Source organism: Paraburkholderia fynbosensis (assembly GCF_902859935.1).
GTDB classification, from domain to species: domain Bacteria; phylum Pseudomonadota; class Gammaproteobacteria; order Burkholderiales; family Burkholderiaceae; genus Paraburkholderia; species Paraburkholderia fynbosensis.
This window is the reverse complement of the sequence record NZ_CADIKI010000026.1, coordinates 60,764-75,445: the sequence shown is the minus strand read 5'-3', so window position 1 is coordinate 75,445 and position 14,682 is coordinate 60,764. Positions and strand designations below refer to the sequence as shown.

Genomic DNA, 14,682 nt, shown 5'->3' with positions numbered 1-14,682 from the left:
CGATCGGGCCTGCGTGTGAGGCGTGGCGCATTCATACCGAGCGGCTTTAACGATGCGAATGACGCAAATGTCAGACGCTTTTTTCATTGAGCAGATTGCGATTCACATGTCCGAAGCTTGCAATGCCGAAAGCTCGTCCATTTGAATCGCGTTAATGTAACGATCTGCAACGGGTATGCGACGAAATGCGCAATACGCCGTTGCTTTACGCGAAGCGGCCGCCTTCGGTGCTGGGGTCGCCACTCGGTTCGTCGTCGTCGCGCGGCTTGTCGATGCGTGGGCGCTTCAGCACGTTACGCAGCGGCGTGTCCATCTCGGATGGCTGTGGCGCCGAAGCTTTTTCGGCTGCCGCTTTCGCTTCGGCGACTCGCGCCACCGCCTCGGCGGTGGCCGCGGCTTCCAGATCGGCTTCCGCGGCGAGGGCGGCTGCGAGGCCCGCCGGCAGCAGCGGAGCGGGTTCGCCGCCTGGCGCGCGTGGCAATGCATCTGGGGCGCGCGACGAACGCTCGTGACCCATTGAACCGGTAGAGTCTGCGCCTGCGGCCTCCGCAGGAGCCCCGTCCACGCGTGTCTGCAACGCCGCGGGCAATGCGGCACGTGCGTACCGCGTACCGCGCGCCACGCGCTGCAGGGCCGCGTCGAGCGCATCCGGCGCGCGCGGCGCGCGCAACCGGTCGACGATGCTCGCGGCCTTCACCTGCTCGCTGGTCGCGCCGAAGCTCAGCACGGCGCGCCGCATCAGTTCGCTGACGCTAATGCCCAGATTCTCGGCGGTGGAGGTGATCGCGCGTTTCTGCGCGGTCGTCACGAATACAACGATGCGTTCGCTCGGCTTGTTCATGGTTGGCTCGCATACTTGTTGGCATGGGCGGGTCAAGGCGTTATCCGGTAGACGCCAGCGCGCGCACGGTATCGTTGCACGCGCCGGAACCATCATATGACGAGTTGCACCGATGCGAAACGGGCGCGACATGAAAATCCCGTGACATCAACGAGTTGTGGCGTTTCCGAGGGTTTTGTCACAGACCTTTCCCCGTTTTCTGTTGATAACCGGGGCGTAACGCCCAAAATGCCCGGTGGCCACGACGCGAAGGGAATTCTTACAAAAAAACTGGCTTGATGGCGGCTTGATTTCTTTAAAATGCTCTGTTACGTTGCGCCGGACATGGTCCCAGGCGTGCCGTGCGGCCGGCCGGGGGCAAGCGGCTGCGCGGTGGCTTACGCCTCTGGCTACGAGGTTCGATCACCACCCATGCGCGCGCCGCGAGCGCGGGCAGACAGGCGTGCTTCAGGCGCCCACTATTCCAGTCATGCCAATCATCAAACGACCGCATTCCTCCCATTCTCCGTCCGGTGAAGACCGGGATTCCTACCAACGCACTCCAGGACGCAATGCCGCTTCGCGCGATGCCGAGGCCGGCCGCCGTTCTTTCGGCGCGAGGCTCACCCTCTGGTTCGTGGGGCTCCTCGCCACTGTCGCGGTGGTGGGTGCGCTGATCGTCGGTTATGCGCTGGTGGTGATGGGGCCGCAACTGCCGTCGCTCGATGTGTTGACCGACTATCGTCCGAAAGTGCCGCTGCGGATCTATACCGCCGACCACGTGCTGATCGGTGAATTCGGCGAGGAGCGGCGCAGCCTCGTGCGCTTTCAGGACATTCCCGACCAGATGAAGAAAGCGGTGCTCGCAATCGAGGACTACCGCTTTTACGAACACGGCGGCGTCGACTTCGTCGGCATTCTGCGCGCCGGCGTATCGGATCTGATGCACGGCGGCGCCTCGCAAGGCGCGAGCACGATCACGATGCAGGTGGCGCGCAACTTCTTCCTGTCGAGCGAGAAGACCTATACGCGCAAGATCTACGAGATGCTGCTTGCCTACAAGATCGAGCGCGCGCTCACGAAAGATCAGATTCTCGAGCTGTACATGAACCAGATCTATCTCGGCGAGCGCGCGTATGGCTTCGCGTCGGCCGCGCGCGTGTACTTCGGCAAAGATCTGAAAGACATCACGCTCGCGCAAGCCGCGATGCTGGCCGGCTTGCCGAAGGCGCCGTCGGCGTATAACCCGGTGGTCAATCCGAAGCGCGCGAAGATCCGTCAGGAGTACATCCTGAAGCGCATGCTCGAGCTGAAATACATCAGCCAGGAGCAGTACGAGCAGGCCGTGAAGGAAGAGATTCACACGAAGAACCCCGGCAACGAATACAGCGTGCACGCGGAGTACATCGCCGAAATGGTGCGGCAGATGATGTACGCGCAATACAAGGACGAAACTTATACGCGCGGTCTGAACGTCACCACGACGATCGATTCGGCCGATCAGGACGCCGCGTACCGGGCGGTGCGCAAGGGCGTGATGGATTACGAGCGGCGTCACGGCTATCGCGGGCCGGAAGGCTTCGTGCAACTGCCCGCGCCGGGCGACGAGCGCGATCAGACCATCGACGACGCGCTCACCGATCATCCGGACAACGGCGAGATCATCGCCGCCGTGGTGACGGATGCAAGCCCGAAGCAGGTAAAGGCGCAACTGGTGGACGGCACCCAGGTGACGATCGGCGCAGACGGCCTGCGCTTCGTCGCGACCGCGCTAAGCGCGCGCGCGACGGCGGCCACGAAGATCAAGCCGGGCTCGATCGTGCGTCTCTTCGCCGACGACAAGGGCAACTGGCAGATCACTCAACTGCCGCAGGTGGAAGGCGCGCTGGTGTCGCTCACGCCGCAGGACGGCGCGATCCGCGCGCTGGTGGGCGGGTTCGACTTCAACAAGAACAAGTTCAATCACGTCACGCAGGCATGGCGTCAGCCGGGTTCGAGCTTCAAGCCGTTCATCTATTCGGCGGCGCTCGACAAGGGCGTGGGACCGGCGACGATCATCAACGACGCGCCGCTGTATTTCCCCGCCAGCACGCCGGGCGGCGACGCATGGGAGCCGAAGGACGACGACCAGCCGGACGGTCCGATGCCGATGCGGCTCGCGTTGCAGAAGTCGAAAAACCTGGTGTCGATCCGCATCCTGTCGTTCATCGGCACCAAGTACGCGCAGGACTTCGTCACGCAGCGTTTCGGTTTCGACGCCGACAAGACCCCGCCTTATCTGCCGATGGCGCTCGGTGCCGGTCTCGTCACGCCGCTGCAGTCGGCGGGCGCGTACTCGGTGTTTGCGAACGGCGGCTACCGGATCAACCCGTATCTGATCAACGAGGTCACGGACGCGCGCGGCGAGCCGCTGTCGAAAGCGCAGCCCCTGACGGCCGGGCGTGACGCGCCGCGCACGCTCGAACCGCGCAACGCCTACATCATGAACAGCCTGCTGCATTCGGTGGCGACGGCCGGTACCGGCGCCGGCACCAACGTGCTGCACCGTTCGGACCTGCAAGGTAAGACGGGTACGACCAACGACGCGAAGGATGGCTGGTTCGCCGGCTATCAGCAGTCGCTGGTGGCGGTCGCGTGGATGGGTTACGACCAGCCGAAGTCCCTCGGCAGCCGCGAATTCGGTGCGCAGCTCGCGTTGCCGATCTGGATCGAGTACATGCAGCGCGCGCTGCGCGGCGTGCCGCAAGCCGAACCGCAGCAGCCGCCGGGCGTGACCGCGGTCGACGGCGAACTGTTCTTCACCGACATGATGCCGGGCAACGGCTTCGTCGCGAGCATCGGGCTGGATTCGGCGAACCCGGTGGCCGGTACCGACGCGGTGGGCGGCGTGGGACCGGCGGGCATGACGCCGCCGACGGTGCCGCCGCCGAGCGTATCGTCGAACGAGAAGAAGCAGATCATGGATCTGTTCGAGTCGAACAAGCCCTGACGGAACTGCGTGCGCGAGCCGGGCGGCCCGCGCACGCGAGTGTGAAAGCGAGTATGAAAGAGTAGGGAAGGCACGGCCAGATTGGGTTCGAGTGTTCTGGGCAACGTATTCCGGACGCTCTCCCCTCCGTTCATTTCAGCCGATTCTGTGTGCGTGGCCGGCAGTATGTTTTAATCACGCCTCTGGTGCTTTTCATAAGCGGCAACGCACCACAGCACAGCACCACACCGCAACGTCTCGCCGCGAGCGAGACGTCCCCCTCAAAGCGCAGCGCGAGACCCGGTTTGACGCGCGCGCATGTCACGTCGATCGTTGGCAACTCGAGGTTGCCGCGGCCGGTGTGTTCGTCATCCAGCATCCACCGGGTCTCCGCGTTGAAAAGTCGAATTCTCATCTGTCTGACGACAGGTCTGCTGCGCGTGTTCGCGTTCCTGCCCTATGGGGTGGTCGCGCGACTCGGCAGCGGCATCGGCGCCTTGCTGTACCGGATTCCAAGCACGCGCCGGCGCGTCGTGCACACCAATCTGAAGCTGTGCTTTCCGGACATGAGCGACGAAGCGCGCGAGCGTCTGGCGCGCGCGCACTTTCGCCACGTGATCCGCAGCTACGTCGAGCGCGGGCCGCAATGGTTCGGCAATGCGCAGGCGCTCGCGCGCCTCGTTGAAGTGGATAGCGCGATCGATCTCGCGGAGGTCTCGTCGCAGCCGACCATTTTCGTCGGTTTCCACTTCGTCGGCATCGAGGCCGGATGCATGATGTATTCGACGCGCCATCCGGTCGCCTCGCTCTATACGCCGATGTCGAACCTGCTGCTCGACGCGATGGCCAAGCGGCAGCGCGGCCGCTTCGGCACGGAGATGATTCCGCGCAGCGACAGCGTGCGGCGAGCGCTGCGCGCGTTGCGCGAAGGCAAACCGGTGATGCTGGCCGCCGATATGGATTTTGGCTTGCGCGATTCGGTATTCGTGCCGTTCTTCGGTGTACCGGCCTGCACGCTGACGTCGGTATCGCGGATGGCGCGCGCGGGCAATGCACGGGTCGTGCCGTTTGTGACCGAGGTGCTGCCGGATTATCGTGGGTACAAGCTGACCATTTTCGATCCGCTAAGCAATTTCCCGTCCGATGATGTCTCGGTCGATGCGCGGCGGATCACCGAGTTTCTCGAGACGCAGGTAAGACGGATTCCTGATCAATATTATTGGGTGCATAAGCGGTTCAAAAATCGGCCGGCGGGAGAGGCGGGGGTTTATTGAGGTCGCGGTTTTTTGGTTTCTATCCCCTGACGGCGATAGACCATGTGCGGTGATGTCGGAGCGAGGGTGGGCCTGCGGCGATCAGTGCCGCGTCGGAAACGATGATGCCTGATAGTTTCCTGGCTGCTTTCCTGCGCATGGTGTCAGGGTCTGCAGGTTGCTTACCGAGTGTTTAAAAGGGAATCTGTAATTTAGGAGTTGTCGGACGTAATGGTTGCCGTGCTCCCTCCGCGGACTGTTCGCGCAGTATTGCATCCCGCTGCACCTCACCTCGCAAACCGATTCGCTTCAAGCACTTATGTGTGCCGCCCAAGGGTTATCAACAGCCCTTTCAACATAAACTGGGGATAACAATGAGGCATGCCGACTGCCTCATCGCCAGTAAATGCCAGTGCCCAACGCCTGCTGGTTCATTCCGTGCCGGCCCCACAAACTCCAGCACATTCAACGTGTTAGTCCGCTTGTCAGATAGTTTTCAACAGGCTCTTCAACATAAACTGGGGATAACTTCGCGGCTGACCGTACGGAATCCCAGGTTTAGTTGGACACGCCCGCATTTGCAGCCGACGTTGAGGACGCCGCAGCCGCTGACGCCGCCGCCTCAACCGGCGGATTGCCCATCGCCTGAAACAGCGCCGCCGTATCCGTCAAACGGGCGCTCGTATAGCGGATCTCATCGAGCTGTGCGTTGCGAAACTGCTGCTCGCTCGAGCGCGTCGACGCAATCGGCAACGCGCCCAGCCGGTAGCGTCCCGACGTCTCTTCGAAAATCCCCTGGGCCGAACGCGCGGCGACATTCGCCGAGTCGAGCGCCTGCGCGTCGTGCTCTAACGCGGCGAGCGTATCGGCGACGTTCTGGAACGCGGCCAGCACCGTCTGCCTGTACTGCGAGATGGTGGCGTCGTACGTGGCTTGCGCCGCGCGCCGCTGCGCCAGCAGTGCGCCGCCATGGAACAGCGGCTGCGACAACGATGCGCCAATGCTCCATATCGCCCCCGCGCCGGACAGCGCCACTGGCCAGCTAAACCCGCCTTGTCCCATCGACGCGCTCAGCGACAGGCTCGGGAACATCTGCGCCGTCGCGACGCCGACGTCGGCCGCGGCAGCCTTCACCGCGGCGTCGGCGGCCCGAATGTCGGGCCGTGAGCGCAACAGCTCCGAGGGCACCACGACCGGCACCTGCTCGGGCAGATGCAGCCGTGCGAGATCGAGATCGTCCGGCGCCCCGTCCGGCGTGCGGCCGAGCAGCACGGCCAACGCGTGGCGCGTGCTCAGCCATTGCTGCTTCAAACCCGGCAAGCTCGCCGCCAGACTCGCCGCGCTCTGCTGCGCGCTCAACAGATCGGCGTGCGAGACCGCGCCGAGCGCATAGCGCCGCTGGGTGTCGCGCGCCTGATCGTTGGCGAGCGTCACGAGCCGCTCGGTGGTGTCGATCTGCGCATGCAGGGCGGCGCTGGTGATCGTCGCCGTGACGATGTTGGCGGCCAGCGCACGGCGCGCGGCGTCGAACTGATAGGCTTGCACGTTTACGCGTGCGGCAAGCGCCGCATCGGCTAGGCGCGCGGCGCCGAACAGGTCGAACGTGTAGTGCGCCTGCAATTGGCCGACGAAGATGTTGTACAGAAACGTGTTGGGGCCTATCTCGGGGATCGCCAGCGCGCGATTGCGGGTCGCCTGGCCGCCCGCGTCGATGGTCGGCAGCATCGAACTGCCGATCTGCGCGCGCAACTGCTCGCGCGCGGCGGCGAGACTCCTGTCGGTCGCGGCGAGCGTGGGGCTGTTGCGCAAGCCTTCGTCGACCAGCGCGTCCAACGCATCCGATTGATACAGCTTCCACCATTCGGGCACCGCCCGCGCGCCGACCACGAACTGCTGCGTGACGCCTTGCGCGGGCGCCGTCTGCGCCGGCTGCGCCTCGGCGCCGTAGTGTGCCGGCTGCGGCATCGCGGGCGGCTCACCGCTCGGCCCGAACGAGCAGGCGCCGAGCGCGCAGGCGGCGAGGGCGAGCGCACCGAGGCGTGGATAGCGGGAGAGTGTAGGAGTAGCCATGCTCAATTCCCCGTATGCGTCGCACCGGACGGCGTCTGCGGCTCGCGCTCGTCGCCGCGCACCCTGAACGATGCGGCGTACAACGCGGGCAGATAGAACAGCGTGAGGATGGTTGCGCTCGTGATGCCGCCCATCAGCGCGGTCGCCATCGGGCCGAAGAAGTTCGAGCGCAACAGCGGAATCAGCGCGAGCACGGCGGCGGCCGCGGTCAGCGTGATCGGCCGGAAACGCCGCACGGTCGCGCCGACGATCGCGTCGAAACGCTTATGCCCGGATGCGATGTCCTGCTCGATCTGATCGACCAGAATCACCGAGTTGCGCATGATGATGCCGAACATCGCGATCACGCCGAGCATCGCGACGAAGCCGAACGGCTGGCCGAACAGCAGCAGCGTGAGCACCACGCCGATCAGGCCGAGCGGTGCGGTCAGCACGACCATCAGCACGCGCGCGAAGCTCTGCAACTGAACCATCAGCAGGGTCAGCACGGCAATCACCATGATCGGAATCTGCGCGTTGATCGACGCCTGGCCCTTGCCGCTTTCCTCGACCGAGCCGCCGACTTCGATCCGGTAGCCGACCGGCAGCGTCGCGCGAATCTGCGCGAGCGCGCGGTCCACCGAGTGGGTGACGTCGATGCCTTGCGCGCCCGGCGACACGTCGGATTGCACGGTGATGGTCGGCTGGCGGTCGCGCTCCCAGATCACGCCGTACTCCAGATCGTTGCGCAGATGGCCGAGCGTGCCGAGCGGCACGGGGCCGTTCGACGTAGGCATCGCCAGCGCGAGGAGTTGCGACGGGTCGACACGCTCCGCGCGCGGCGCACGCAGATCGACGCTGATCAGCTTGTCGCGCTCGCGATACTGCGTGACGGTGTAGCCGGAGAGTGTCATCGCGAGGAAGCTCGAAATGTCTTCGGAGCTTACGCCGAGTTCGCGGGCCCGTTTCTGGTCGACCTCGAAACGCACCGAGCGCTCGGCCGGCTCGTCCCAGTCGAACTGGACGTTGCGGGTGCCACGATCGGCGCGCATGGTGGCGGCGACGCGTTCGGCGATCGAGCGCACGGTCGCGATGTCGTCGCCGCTCACGCGCAACTGCACCGGATAGCCGACCGGCGGCCCGTTCTCGAGGCGCGACAGGCGCGTGCGGATCGCCGGGAAGTTGTTGCGCAGTTCCGGTTCGAGCCACTGCGCGAGCTTTTCGCGATCCTTCACCGACTTCGCGGTGATCACGAACTGCGCGAAATTGGGCTGCGGCAATTGCTGATCGAGCGGCAGATAGAAGCGCGGCGCGCCGGTGCCGACGAAGCTCACCGTATGATCGATTTCCGGGCGGCCCACCAGCGCTTTTTCGAGCCGCTGTGCCTGGCGCAACGTCGCTTCGAACGACGCGCCTTCGGGCAGCCGCACATCCACCAGCAACTCGGGGCGGTCCGAGCTCGGGAAGAACTGCTGCGGCACCAGACTGAAACCCGCCATAGCCAGCACGAACAGTATGACGGTGATCGCCAGTACAACGAAACGCCGCTCGATGCACCAGCCGATCCAGCCACGCAGACGCTTATAGAAGCGCGTGTCGTAGATGTCGTGCTCGTGGTCTTCCGCTTCGTGCGCCTGACGTTTGCGCTCGGGCAACAGGTGATAGCCGAGCAGCGGAATCAGCACGACCGCCGCGAGCCACGACGCGATCAGCGCAATCGCCGACACTTCGAAGATCGAGCGCGTGTATTCGCCGGTGCTCGATTTCGCCAGTGCGATCGGCAGGAAACCGGAGACGGTTACGAGCGTGCCGGTCAGCATCGGAAACGCGGTGCTGGTGTACGCGAAGGCCGCCGCGCGCGTGCGGTTCCAGCCTTGCTCCAGCTTCACCGACATCATCTCGACCGCGATGATCGCGTCGTCGACGAGGAGCCCCAGCGCGAGCACCAGCGTGCCGAGCGACACCTTGTGCAAACCGATGTCGAACAGATACATGCACAGCGCGGTGACGGCGAGCACCACCGGGATCGAGATCACGACCACCATGCCGGTACGCACGCCGAGCGACACGAGGCTCACCACCAGCACGATCGCGACGGCTTCGGCGACGGCCTCGAGGAAGTCGTCCACCGAGCGCGCGACCGCATGCGGCATGCTCGACACCTCGACGAGTTGCAGGCCGGCCGGCAACGCTTGACGCAATTGCGCCATCTGTTGATCGAGCGCTTTGCCGAGGCGGATCACGTCGCCGCCCGGCTGCATCGTTACGCCGATGCCGAGCACCGCCTTGCCGCCGAAGCGCATTTGCGTGACGACCGGATCGTCGTAGCCGCGTTTGATCGTCGCGATGTCGCCGAGACGGAACGTGCGGTTGTTGATGCGGATCAGCGTGTCGGCGAGTGCGGCGACGTCCTTGAACTGGCCGCTGGGGCGCACGAACACGCGGTCGTCGGTGGTGGTCAGCGTGCCCGACGGCGCGACGCTGTTCTGCGAGTCGATCGCCTGGCCGAGCTGCTGCGGCGAGATGCCCAGACGGGTGAGCTGCGTGTTGGCGATCTCGATGTAGATGTGCTGGTCGGGGTCGCCGAAGTAATCGACCTTGCCGACGCCCGGCACGCGCAGCAGCACCGTGCGCAACTGGTCCGCGTAATCGTGCAGCTGCGCGGCGGAAAAACCGTCGCCTTCGAGCGTATAGATGTTGGTGTAGACGTCGCCGAATTCATCGTTGAAGAACGGGCCTTGTATGCCTTGAGGCAAGGTCGCCGCGATGTCGCCGACTTTCTTGCGCACCTGATACCAGGTTTCGGGCACGTCGCGCACCGGCGCCGAGTCTTTCATCGTGAAGAACATCAACGACTCGCCGGGGCGCGAATAGCTGCGGATGAAATCGATGGCGGGCGTCTCCTGCAACTTGCGGCCGATGCGGTCGGTCACCTGTTCCTGCACCTGCCGCGCGGTGGCGCCGGGCCAGAAGGTGCGGATCACCATCACGCGGAACGTAAACGGCGGGTCTTCGGACTGCGCGAGCCGCGTATAGGCGAGGATGCCGAACGCGGTGGCGAGCGCGATCAGAAAAACGACGAGTGCTTGATGACGTAGCGCCCAGGCGGACAGGTTGAAGCGTCCTTCTTCATGTTCATGGGCCGTGCTCATGAAGCGAAGTCCTCGGGGTGCAGCGGTGCGATCACGCGGACTTTTTCGCCGGCGGTCACGGTATGCACGCCTTGCAGCACGACGCGTTCGCCGTCCTTGAGCCCCTCGCCGATCACGACGGTGCGCTCGGTATAGCGCGTCACCGTTACGCGGCGCAGTTCCAGCGCGTTGTCGGTATTGCGCACGACCCACACGGCCGGCTCGCGGCCTTCGTGGAACAGTGCGGTGACGGGCAGCGTGACGAAGCCGTTCTGCCGCGCCGCGCCGTTCGCCTGCGACGAGGCAAGCGGCGCGACATCGGCGGTCATGCCGAGACGCACGTCCGGGCCAGGATTGTCGAGCGTGAGCCGCGCGCGCCACGTGCGGCTTTGCGGGTCGGCGGCGGGCGAGAGTTCGCGCACGCGCGCCGTGAACTTGCGTCCTGGGAGCGCGGCGAGCGTGACGTTGGCGCTTTGCCCGAGCGCGAATCCCGCGAGCGCGCTTTCCGGCACGTCGCAGAGCACGTCGATGTCGCCGCTCCATGCGAGGTTGTAGACAGCCTGGCCAGCGGACACGTTCTGCCCGGTGTCGGCCTGTTCCGCCGTGATGACGCCCGCGTGAGCGGCGACGAGCGTCGTGTACTGCAACTGGTTCTTCGCGAGTGCGGCCTGTTGCGCGGCCTGGTCGCGCTGCGCGAGCGCAGACGCGTAGGCATTGGTGGTCTGTTCGAGCTGTGCCGGCGCGATCAGATTTTCCTTCGCCTGCACCTGGTCGCGATCGAGTTGCTGCTTCGCGAACACGAGGCCGTGCTCGGCGGCTTCGAGTTGCGCCTGTGCGCTGGCCGCATTTTTTTGCGCATCGGCCGGGTCGAGCAGGGCGACGATCTGGCCGCTCTTCACGGCGTCGCCGAGGCGCACGCGCCGCTCGATGATTTTGCCGCCGACGCGAAACGACAGCGGCGTCGAATAGCGCGACTGCACTTCACCGGGCAAGGACGTTGCCGGCATCCCGTTGCCGTCCGCCTGCACGGCGACGGCCACGACGGGACGCGGCGCGGGGGCCGCTGCTTCTTTTTTCGAGCACGCCGCCAGCGTGAGCACGGCGGCCAGCGCCACGGCGCCGGCTGCGCGGCGCATGGGCCGAGGGGACTGCTGGCGCATCGTCGACGATGCGGGAGGACCGGGACGCTTCACAATTACCCCAACTGGAGACAGCGAACGAACACGGCAAGCCGCAGCGGCCCGCCAGCGAAGACGCGCAGACCGGTTCATGCAATTGGCATACGCGTCTGACTTCGAATGGTGACGTGCATTCTAATACACACCTGTATTTGAATGTTGGAGTGAATTTGAATTCTTTTCGGTGCTAGACTGGCGGCCATGAAACGGCAACGACTGACACGTGAGCAAAGCAAGGACCAGACGCGCGAGCGTCTGTTCAACGCTGCGCAAGCGATTTTCATGAAGAAGGGTTTTGTCGCGGCGAGCGTCGAGGACATCGCGGCCGCGGCCGGCTACACGCGCGGCGCGTTCTATTCGAACTTCAGCAGCAAGAGCGAACTGTTTCTCGAACTGCTGCGGCGCGATCACGAAACGATGCAGGCGGGCTTGCAGGCCATCTTCGCGAGCGCGGCGTCACGTGAGGAGATGGAAGCGCGTGTGCTGCGTTACTACAGCAGCCTGCATCGCGAGAACAAGTGTTTCCTGCTGTGGGTGGAGGCGAAGCTGCTCGCGGTGCGCGACGGCCGCTTCCGGCTGCGCTTCAATGCGTTCATGCACGAGAAGCTCGAGCAGATGAGCGCCTATATCCGCGAATTTTCGGCGCGTGTCGGCACGCCGATGCTGATGGAGCCGGAAGCGCTCGCGATCGGTTTGATGGGCTTGTGCGACGGCGTGCAATTCTTCTACACGGTCGATCCGCACAACGTGCCGACGGAGAAGGCCGAGGCAGTGCTGGCGGGATTTTTTTCGCGGGTGGTGTTCGGGCGCGACGCGTGAGCCGCACGGCTCGCGCGCTACAGGGGAAGCGGGCAGGCCGGCTCAGGTGGTCGCACCGCTATGCGGCGCTGTTGAGCCGGCGCGCGAGAGTTCAGACGACCGCGGGCGTACCTGCTGTATTCAGATGCCGCGCTCGCGGCGAATCAAACTCAGTTGTTCGGCAGGGGCGCGCAGATGTCGGGGTCGGGCGCCGCGCAGGCGAACGAGTACTCGCCGCTATAGCGCAGAACTTGCGCGCCGGCATGCAGAACGACCTTGATATCCGGGCAGCGCTCATAGGCGATGAAAGCCGAGCAGGCCGCGGCGGACCAGCAGACCAGTGAAAACGCGATTTTTTCGAAAAGCTGAAAACGATGTGGCATGGCGGTAATTTCCTTTCGGCCGCTATGTTACCAGCACCTAAGGGTTTATACCTAGTCGAAATCTGCAACAATCGTTGAAACAGTGTCATGAGGGCCTAGTCAATCTGTCTGGAATGTCATGTTCAGGTCAGGGTTGGGACATGATCAGGCCGATACAATCGGTTCGTTGGGCAAACCCGCGCGCGCCTTGTCGCACGGGTATTCAAAGGCGGCGGGGGGTGCGCCGGCCCGGCTTCACCGAGGCAGGAGTCGTCCCATGAATCAACTGCAGTCGATGCGCGTGTTCGTCAAAGTGGCGGACCTCGGCAGCTTCGTCGGCGCGGCCGGCGCGCTGGATCTTTCCACCGCGGTGGTCACCCGGCACGTGGCCGATCTGGAGGCGCGTCTCGGCACGCGGCTGCTCAATCGGACCACGCGCCGGCTGTCGCTCACCGAGTCCGGCAGGGCCTATCTCGAACGCGTGCGCCACATTCTCGACGACCTCGAGGGCGTCGAGCAGATGGTGGTGGCGCGCAATCACGAACCCGTCGGCACCTTGCGCATCGTCGCGCCGGTGGTGTTTGGGCTGAATAGCCTGGCCCCGGTAGTGCAGTCGTACGCCGCGCGCTATCCGGCGGTCGTGCCGGACGTCACGCTCGCGGATCGTCATGTCGACCTCGTCGAGGAGGGCTTCGACGTCGGCATCCTCGCCGCGCGGCACATGCGCAGCGCGAGCATCGTCACGCGGCGCCTGACGACCGGCTACCTGACGGTCTGTGCAACGCCCGCGTATCTGGCGCTGCACGGCACGCCGACGCGTCCCGAGCATTTGCTGAAGCATCCGTGCCTGAGCCGGCCGGCCGAGCAGGGCGGCGAGGAGCGCGTGTTCAGCGGACCGGACGGTGAAGTCCGGGTCAGGCCGGTCAACGCGATCGCCGCGAACAACAGCGAGATGCTCCGGCAATTCGCGCTGCTGGGCATGGGGGTGGCGATTCTGCCGAGCTATCTGATCGGCCGGGATCTGGCGTCCGGGCGACTGGTGCGGCTGCTCGGCGATTACCGTTTGCCGCAGGTGGAAATTACGATCGCCTATCCGAGCCGGATGCATCTGCCGGCAAAGGTGCGTACTTTTATCGATCACCTCGTCGAGCATTACCAGCAGGCCGGCGATCACGCCCGCGATGCACGCATCGTGACGGTGGCGAATCCGGTTGCTGGCGTGCTCGCCGAGCGGGATGAGGTGGCGGTGCCGGCGTTGCCGCGTGAGGTGGCGCGCCGTGTGCCCAAGGCGGTGCGCGCGCGCGCCGTGGCGGCATCGCAGGTTTGAGGGCGATCGCGGCTCTGATCGGGCGTGGTGCCCCGCCGCCCGCTTTACGACCCTAGCCCCGGACCGTAATTGCCGCTGATCAGGCGCGTGACGGATGCAATGTCCGCGTAATCCTGCTCAGGCATTCCATCGAGCATAGACAGCACTTCGTTGCTCGCGCCGGCTTCCCGTGCGGCGTCGACGAGCGCGTCCTTGTTGGTCGGGAAATGGACTTCGCTCAGAAGGTCTGTGATCTGCAGGTCGATCGATTCACCGGGAATAGCCGAGGCAGTCATGCAAATGTTCCTGTGAAAATGCGATTGGAATCGGTGGTTGGGAGAGGTTGGTGCTGACTCGGTTGCGGGACGGCAAAAGCGACATGAAACCGACCCGTTCGGCGCCGGCAGCAGTTTGCGTAGCGCACGCTCATGGCCTGCGCCGCGCGGCTCATGAAAGACTAACGAAGGGCCCGCGAAAACCGCCTGAACATGGAAGCGCCATGACCACGATCACGCGAGCGACGTCGCGAGAACATCGACCGCCGTCAGGTCTGCAGATGCTCGTTCTTCCCCATGACGCTGCGATCCAGATGTCGCGACTTTGGCAGCGCGATGTGCTGCCAATGTTGCGGCCGGTTAGCGTCGATCGCGGCGACATCCGGCGCTGCGGGGGCGACCGGCGCAGCGTTGGCGCGTTCGGCAAGGCTACTGGCATTCGTGCTGTCGATGGCGGTATGAACCGGTGCGGCAAAACACGAGGCGGACAGCGTCACCATGGTCAACAGTGTCGAGGTTTTCATCGCCCGACCTCCTAAACT

The 14,682-nt window shown here is 64.7% G+C and carries 12 protein-coding genes; 4 read left to right on the top strand and 8 right to left on the bottom strand.

Annotation, left to right across the window (positions count from 1 at the left end; genetic code table 11):
* Window positions 1–205: 205 nt before the first annotated feature.
* Window positions 206–841, bottom strand: a complete 636-nt coding sequence (locus HV770_RS32480; RefSeq protein ID WP_175165593.1) for a hypothetical protein — start codon at window positions 839–841, stop codon at window positions 206–208.
* A gap of 469 nt (window positions 842–1,310) precedes the next feature.
* Here HV770_RS32480 and HV770_RS32475 point away from each other — a divergent pair, with 469 nt between their 5' ends.
* Window positions 1,311–3,809 carry a penicillin-binding protein 1A gene (locus tag HV770_RS32475; RefSeq protein ID WP_175165592.1) on the top strand — a complete coding sequence of 833 codons (2,499 nt, stop codon included), beginning with the start codon at window positions 1,311–1,313 and terminating at the stop codon, window positions 3,807–3,809.
* Window positions 3,810–3,939: 130 nt separating this feature from the next.
* On the opposite strand, the gene HV770_RS32470 is transcribed toward HV770_RS32475, so the two are convergent.
* Window positions 3,940–4,167 carry a hypothetical protein gene (locus tag HV770_RS32470; protein WP_175165591.1) on the bottom strand — a complete coding sequence of 76 codons (228 nt, stop codon included), beginning with the start codon at window positions 4,165–4,167 and terminating at the stop codon, window positions 3,940–3,942.
* Window positions 4,168–4,183: 16 nt separating this feature from the next.
* Here HV770_RS32470 and HV770_RS32465 point away from each other — a divergent pair, with 16 nt between their 5' ends.
* Window positions 4,184–5,062 carry a lipid A biosynthesis lauroyl acyltransferase gene (locus HV770_RS32465; protein ID WP_175165590.1) on the top strand — a complete coding sequence of 293 codons (879 nt, stop codon included), beginning with the start codon at window positions 4,184–4,186 and terminating at the stop codon, window positions 5,060–5,062.
* A gap of 537 nt (window positions 5,063–5,599) precedes the next feature.
* Here the strand turns inward: HV770_RS32465 and HV770_RS32460 are convergent.
* The 3 genes from HV770_RS32460 to HV770_RS32450 are packed head-to-tail and all read right to left on the bottom strand — an operon-like array spanning window position 5,600 to window position 11,381.
* Window positions 5,600–7,111: an efflux transporter outer membrane subunit gene (locus HV770_RS32460; RefSeq protein ID WP_175165589.1), complete on the bottom strand. Its 1,512-nt coding sequence runs from the start codon at window positions 7,109–7,111 to the stop codon at window positions 5,600–5,602.
* Between the two features lie 2 nt (window positions 7,112–7,113).
* Window positions 7,114–10,242 (bottom strand): efflux RND transporter permease subunit, encoded by a 3,129-nt coding sequence (locus HV770_RS32455; protein WP_175165588.1) that lies wholly within the window; start codon window positions 10,240–10,242, stop codon window positions 7,114–7,116.
* Complete coding sequence (locus HV770_RS32450; protein WP_175165587.1) at window positions 10,239–11,381, bottom strand: efflux RND transporter periplasmic adaptor subunit; 1,143 nt, start codon at window positions 11,379–11,381, stop codon at window positions 10,239–10,241. The genes HV770_RS32455 and HV770_RS32450 overlap by 4 nt, the downstream gene beginning before the upstream one ends.
* Window positions 11,382–11,600: 219 nt before the next feature.
* Between HV770_RS32450 and HV770_RS32445 the strand changes: the two genes are divergently transcribed.
* Window positions 11,601–12,218, top strand: a complete 618-nt coding sequence (locus HV770_RS32445; protein WP_175165586.1) for a TetR/AcrR family transcriptional regulator — start codon at window positions 11,601–11,603, stop codon at window positions 12,216–12,218.
* A gap of 149 nt (window positions 12,219–12,367) precedes the next feature.
* On the opposite strand, the gene HV770_RS32440 is transcribed toward HV770_RS32445, so the two are convergent.
* Window positions 12,368–12,580, bottom strand: a complete 213-nt coding sequence (locus HV770_RS32440; RefSeq protein WP_121317873.1) for a hypothetical protein — start codon at window positions 12,578–12,580, stop codon at window positions 12,368–12,370.
* Between the two features lie 256 nt (window positions 12,581–12,836).
* On the opposite strand from HV770_RS32440, the gene HV770_RS32435 reads away from it, so the two are divergent.
* The gene (locus HV770_RS32435; RefSeq protein WP_175165585.1) at window positions 12,837–13,886 is read left to right on the top strand and encodes a LysR family transcriptional regulator; all 1,050 of its coding nucleotides are present in this window, start codon (window positions 12,837–12,839) and stop codon (window positions 13,884–13,886) included.
* A gap of 44 nt (window positions 13,887–13,930) precedes the next feature.
* Here HV770_RS32435 and HV770_RS32430 read toward each other — a convergent pair whose 3' ends face one another.
* Both HV770_RS32430 and HV770_RS32425 read right to left on the bottom strand, forming a co-directional pair.
* Entirely contained in the window at window positions 13,931–14,161 is a 231-nt protein-coding gene (locus HV770_RS32430) for a DUF2795 domain-containing protein (protein ID WP_175165584.1), read from the bottom strand.
* A gap of 248 nt (window positions 14,162–14,409) precedes the next feature.
* Window positions 14,410–14,664 carry a hypothetical protein gene (locus HV770_RS32425; protein WP_175165583.1) on the bottom strand — a complete coding sequence of 85 codons (255 nt, stop codon included), beginning with the start codon at window positions 14,662–14,664 and terminating at the stop codon, window positions 14,410–14,412.
* Between the last annotated feature and the right edge of the window lie 18 nt (window positions 14,665–14,682).

Coding starts and splice junctions, on each gene's coding strand:
- HV770_RS32440 (WP_121317873.1), bottom strand. CDS start 12,580: ATGCCACATCGTTTTCAGCTTTTCGAAAAAATCGCGTTTTCACTGGTC.
- HV770_RS32480 (WP_175165593.1), bottom strand. CDS start 841: ATGAACAAGCCGAGCGAACGCATCGTTGTATTCGTGACGACCGCGCAG.
- HV770_RS32470 (WP_175165591.1), bottom strand. CDS start 4,167: ATGCTGGATGACGAACACACCGGCCGCGGCAACCTCGAGTTGCCAACG.
- HV770_RS32435 (WP_175165585.1), top strand. CDS start 12,837: ATGAATCAACTGCAGTCGATGCGCGTGTTCGTCAAAGTGGCGGACCTC.
- HV770_RS32460 (WP_175165589.1), bottom strand. CDS start 7,111: ATGGCTACTCCTACACTCTCCCGCTATCCACGCCTCGGTGCGCTCGCC.
- HV770_RS32450 (WP_175165587.1), bottom strand. CDS start 11,381: ATGCGCCAGCAGTCCCCTCGGCCCATGCGCCGCGCAGCCGGCGCCGTG.
- HV770_RS32455 (WP_175165588.1), bottom strand. CDS start 10,242: ATGAGCACGGCCCATGAACATGAAGAAGGACGCTTCAACCTGTCCGCC.
- HV770_RS32425 (WP_175165583.1), bottom strand. CDS start 14,664: ATGAAAACCTCGACACTGTTGACCATGGTGACGCTGTCCGCCTCGTGT.
- HV770_RS32430 (WP_175165584.1), bottom strand. CDS start 14,161: ATGACTGCCTCGGCTATTCCCGGTGAATCGATCGACCTGCAGATCACA.
- HV770_RS32445 (WP_175165586.1), top strand. CDS start 11,601: ATGAAACGGCAACGACTGACACGTGAGCAAAGCAAGGACCAGACGCGC.
- HV770_RS32475 (WP_175165592.1), top strand. CDS start 1,311: ATGCCAATCATCAAACGACCGCATTCCTCCCATTCTCCGTCCGGTGAA.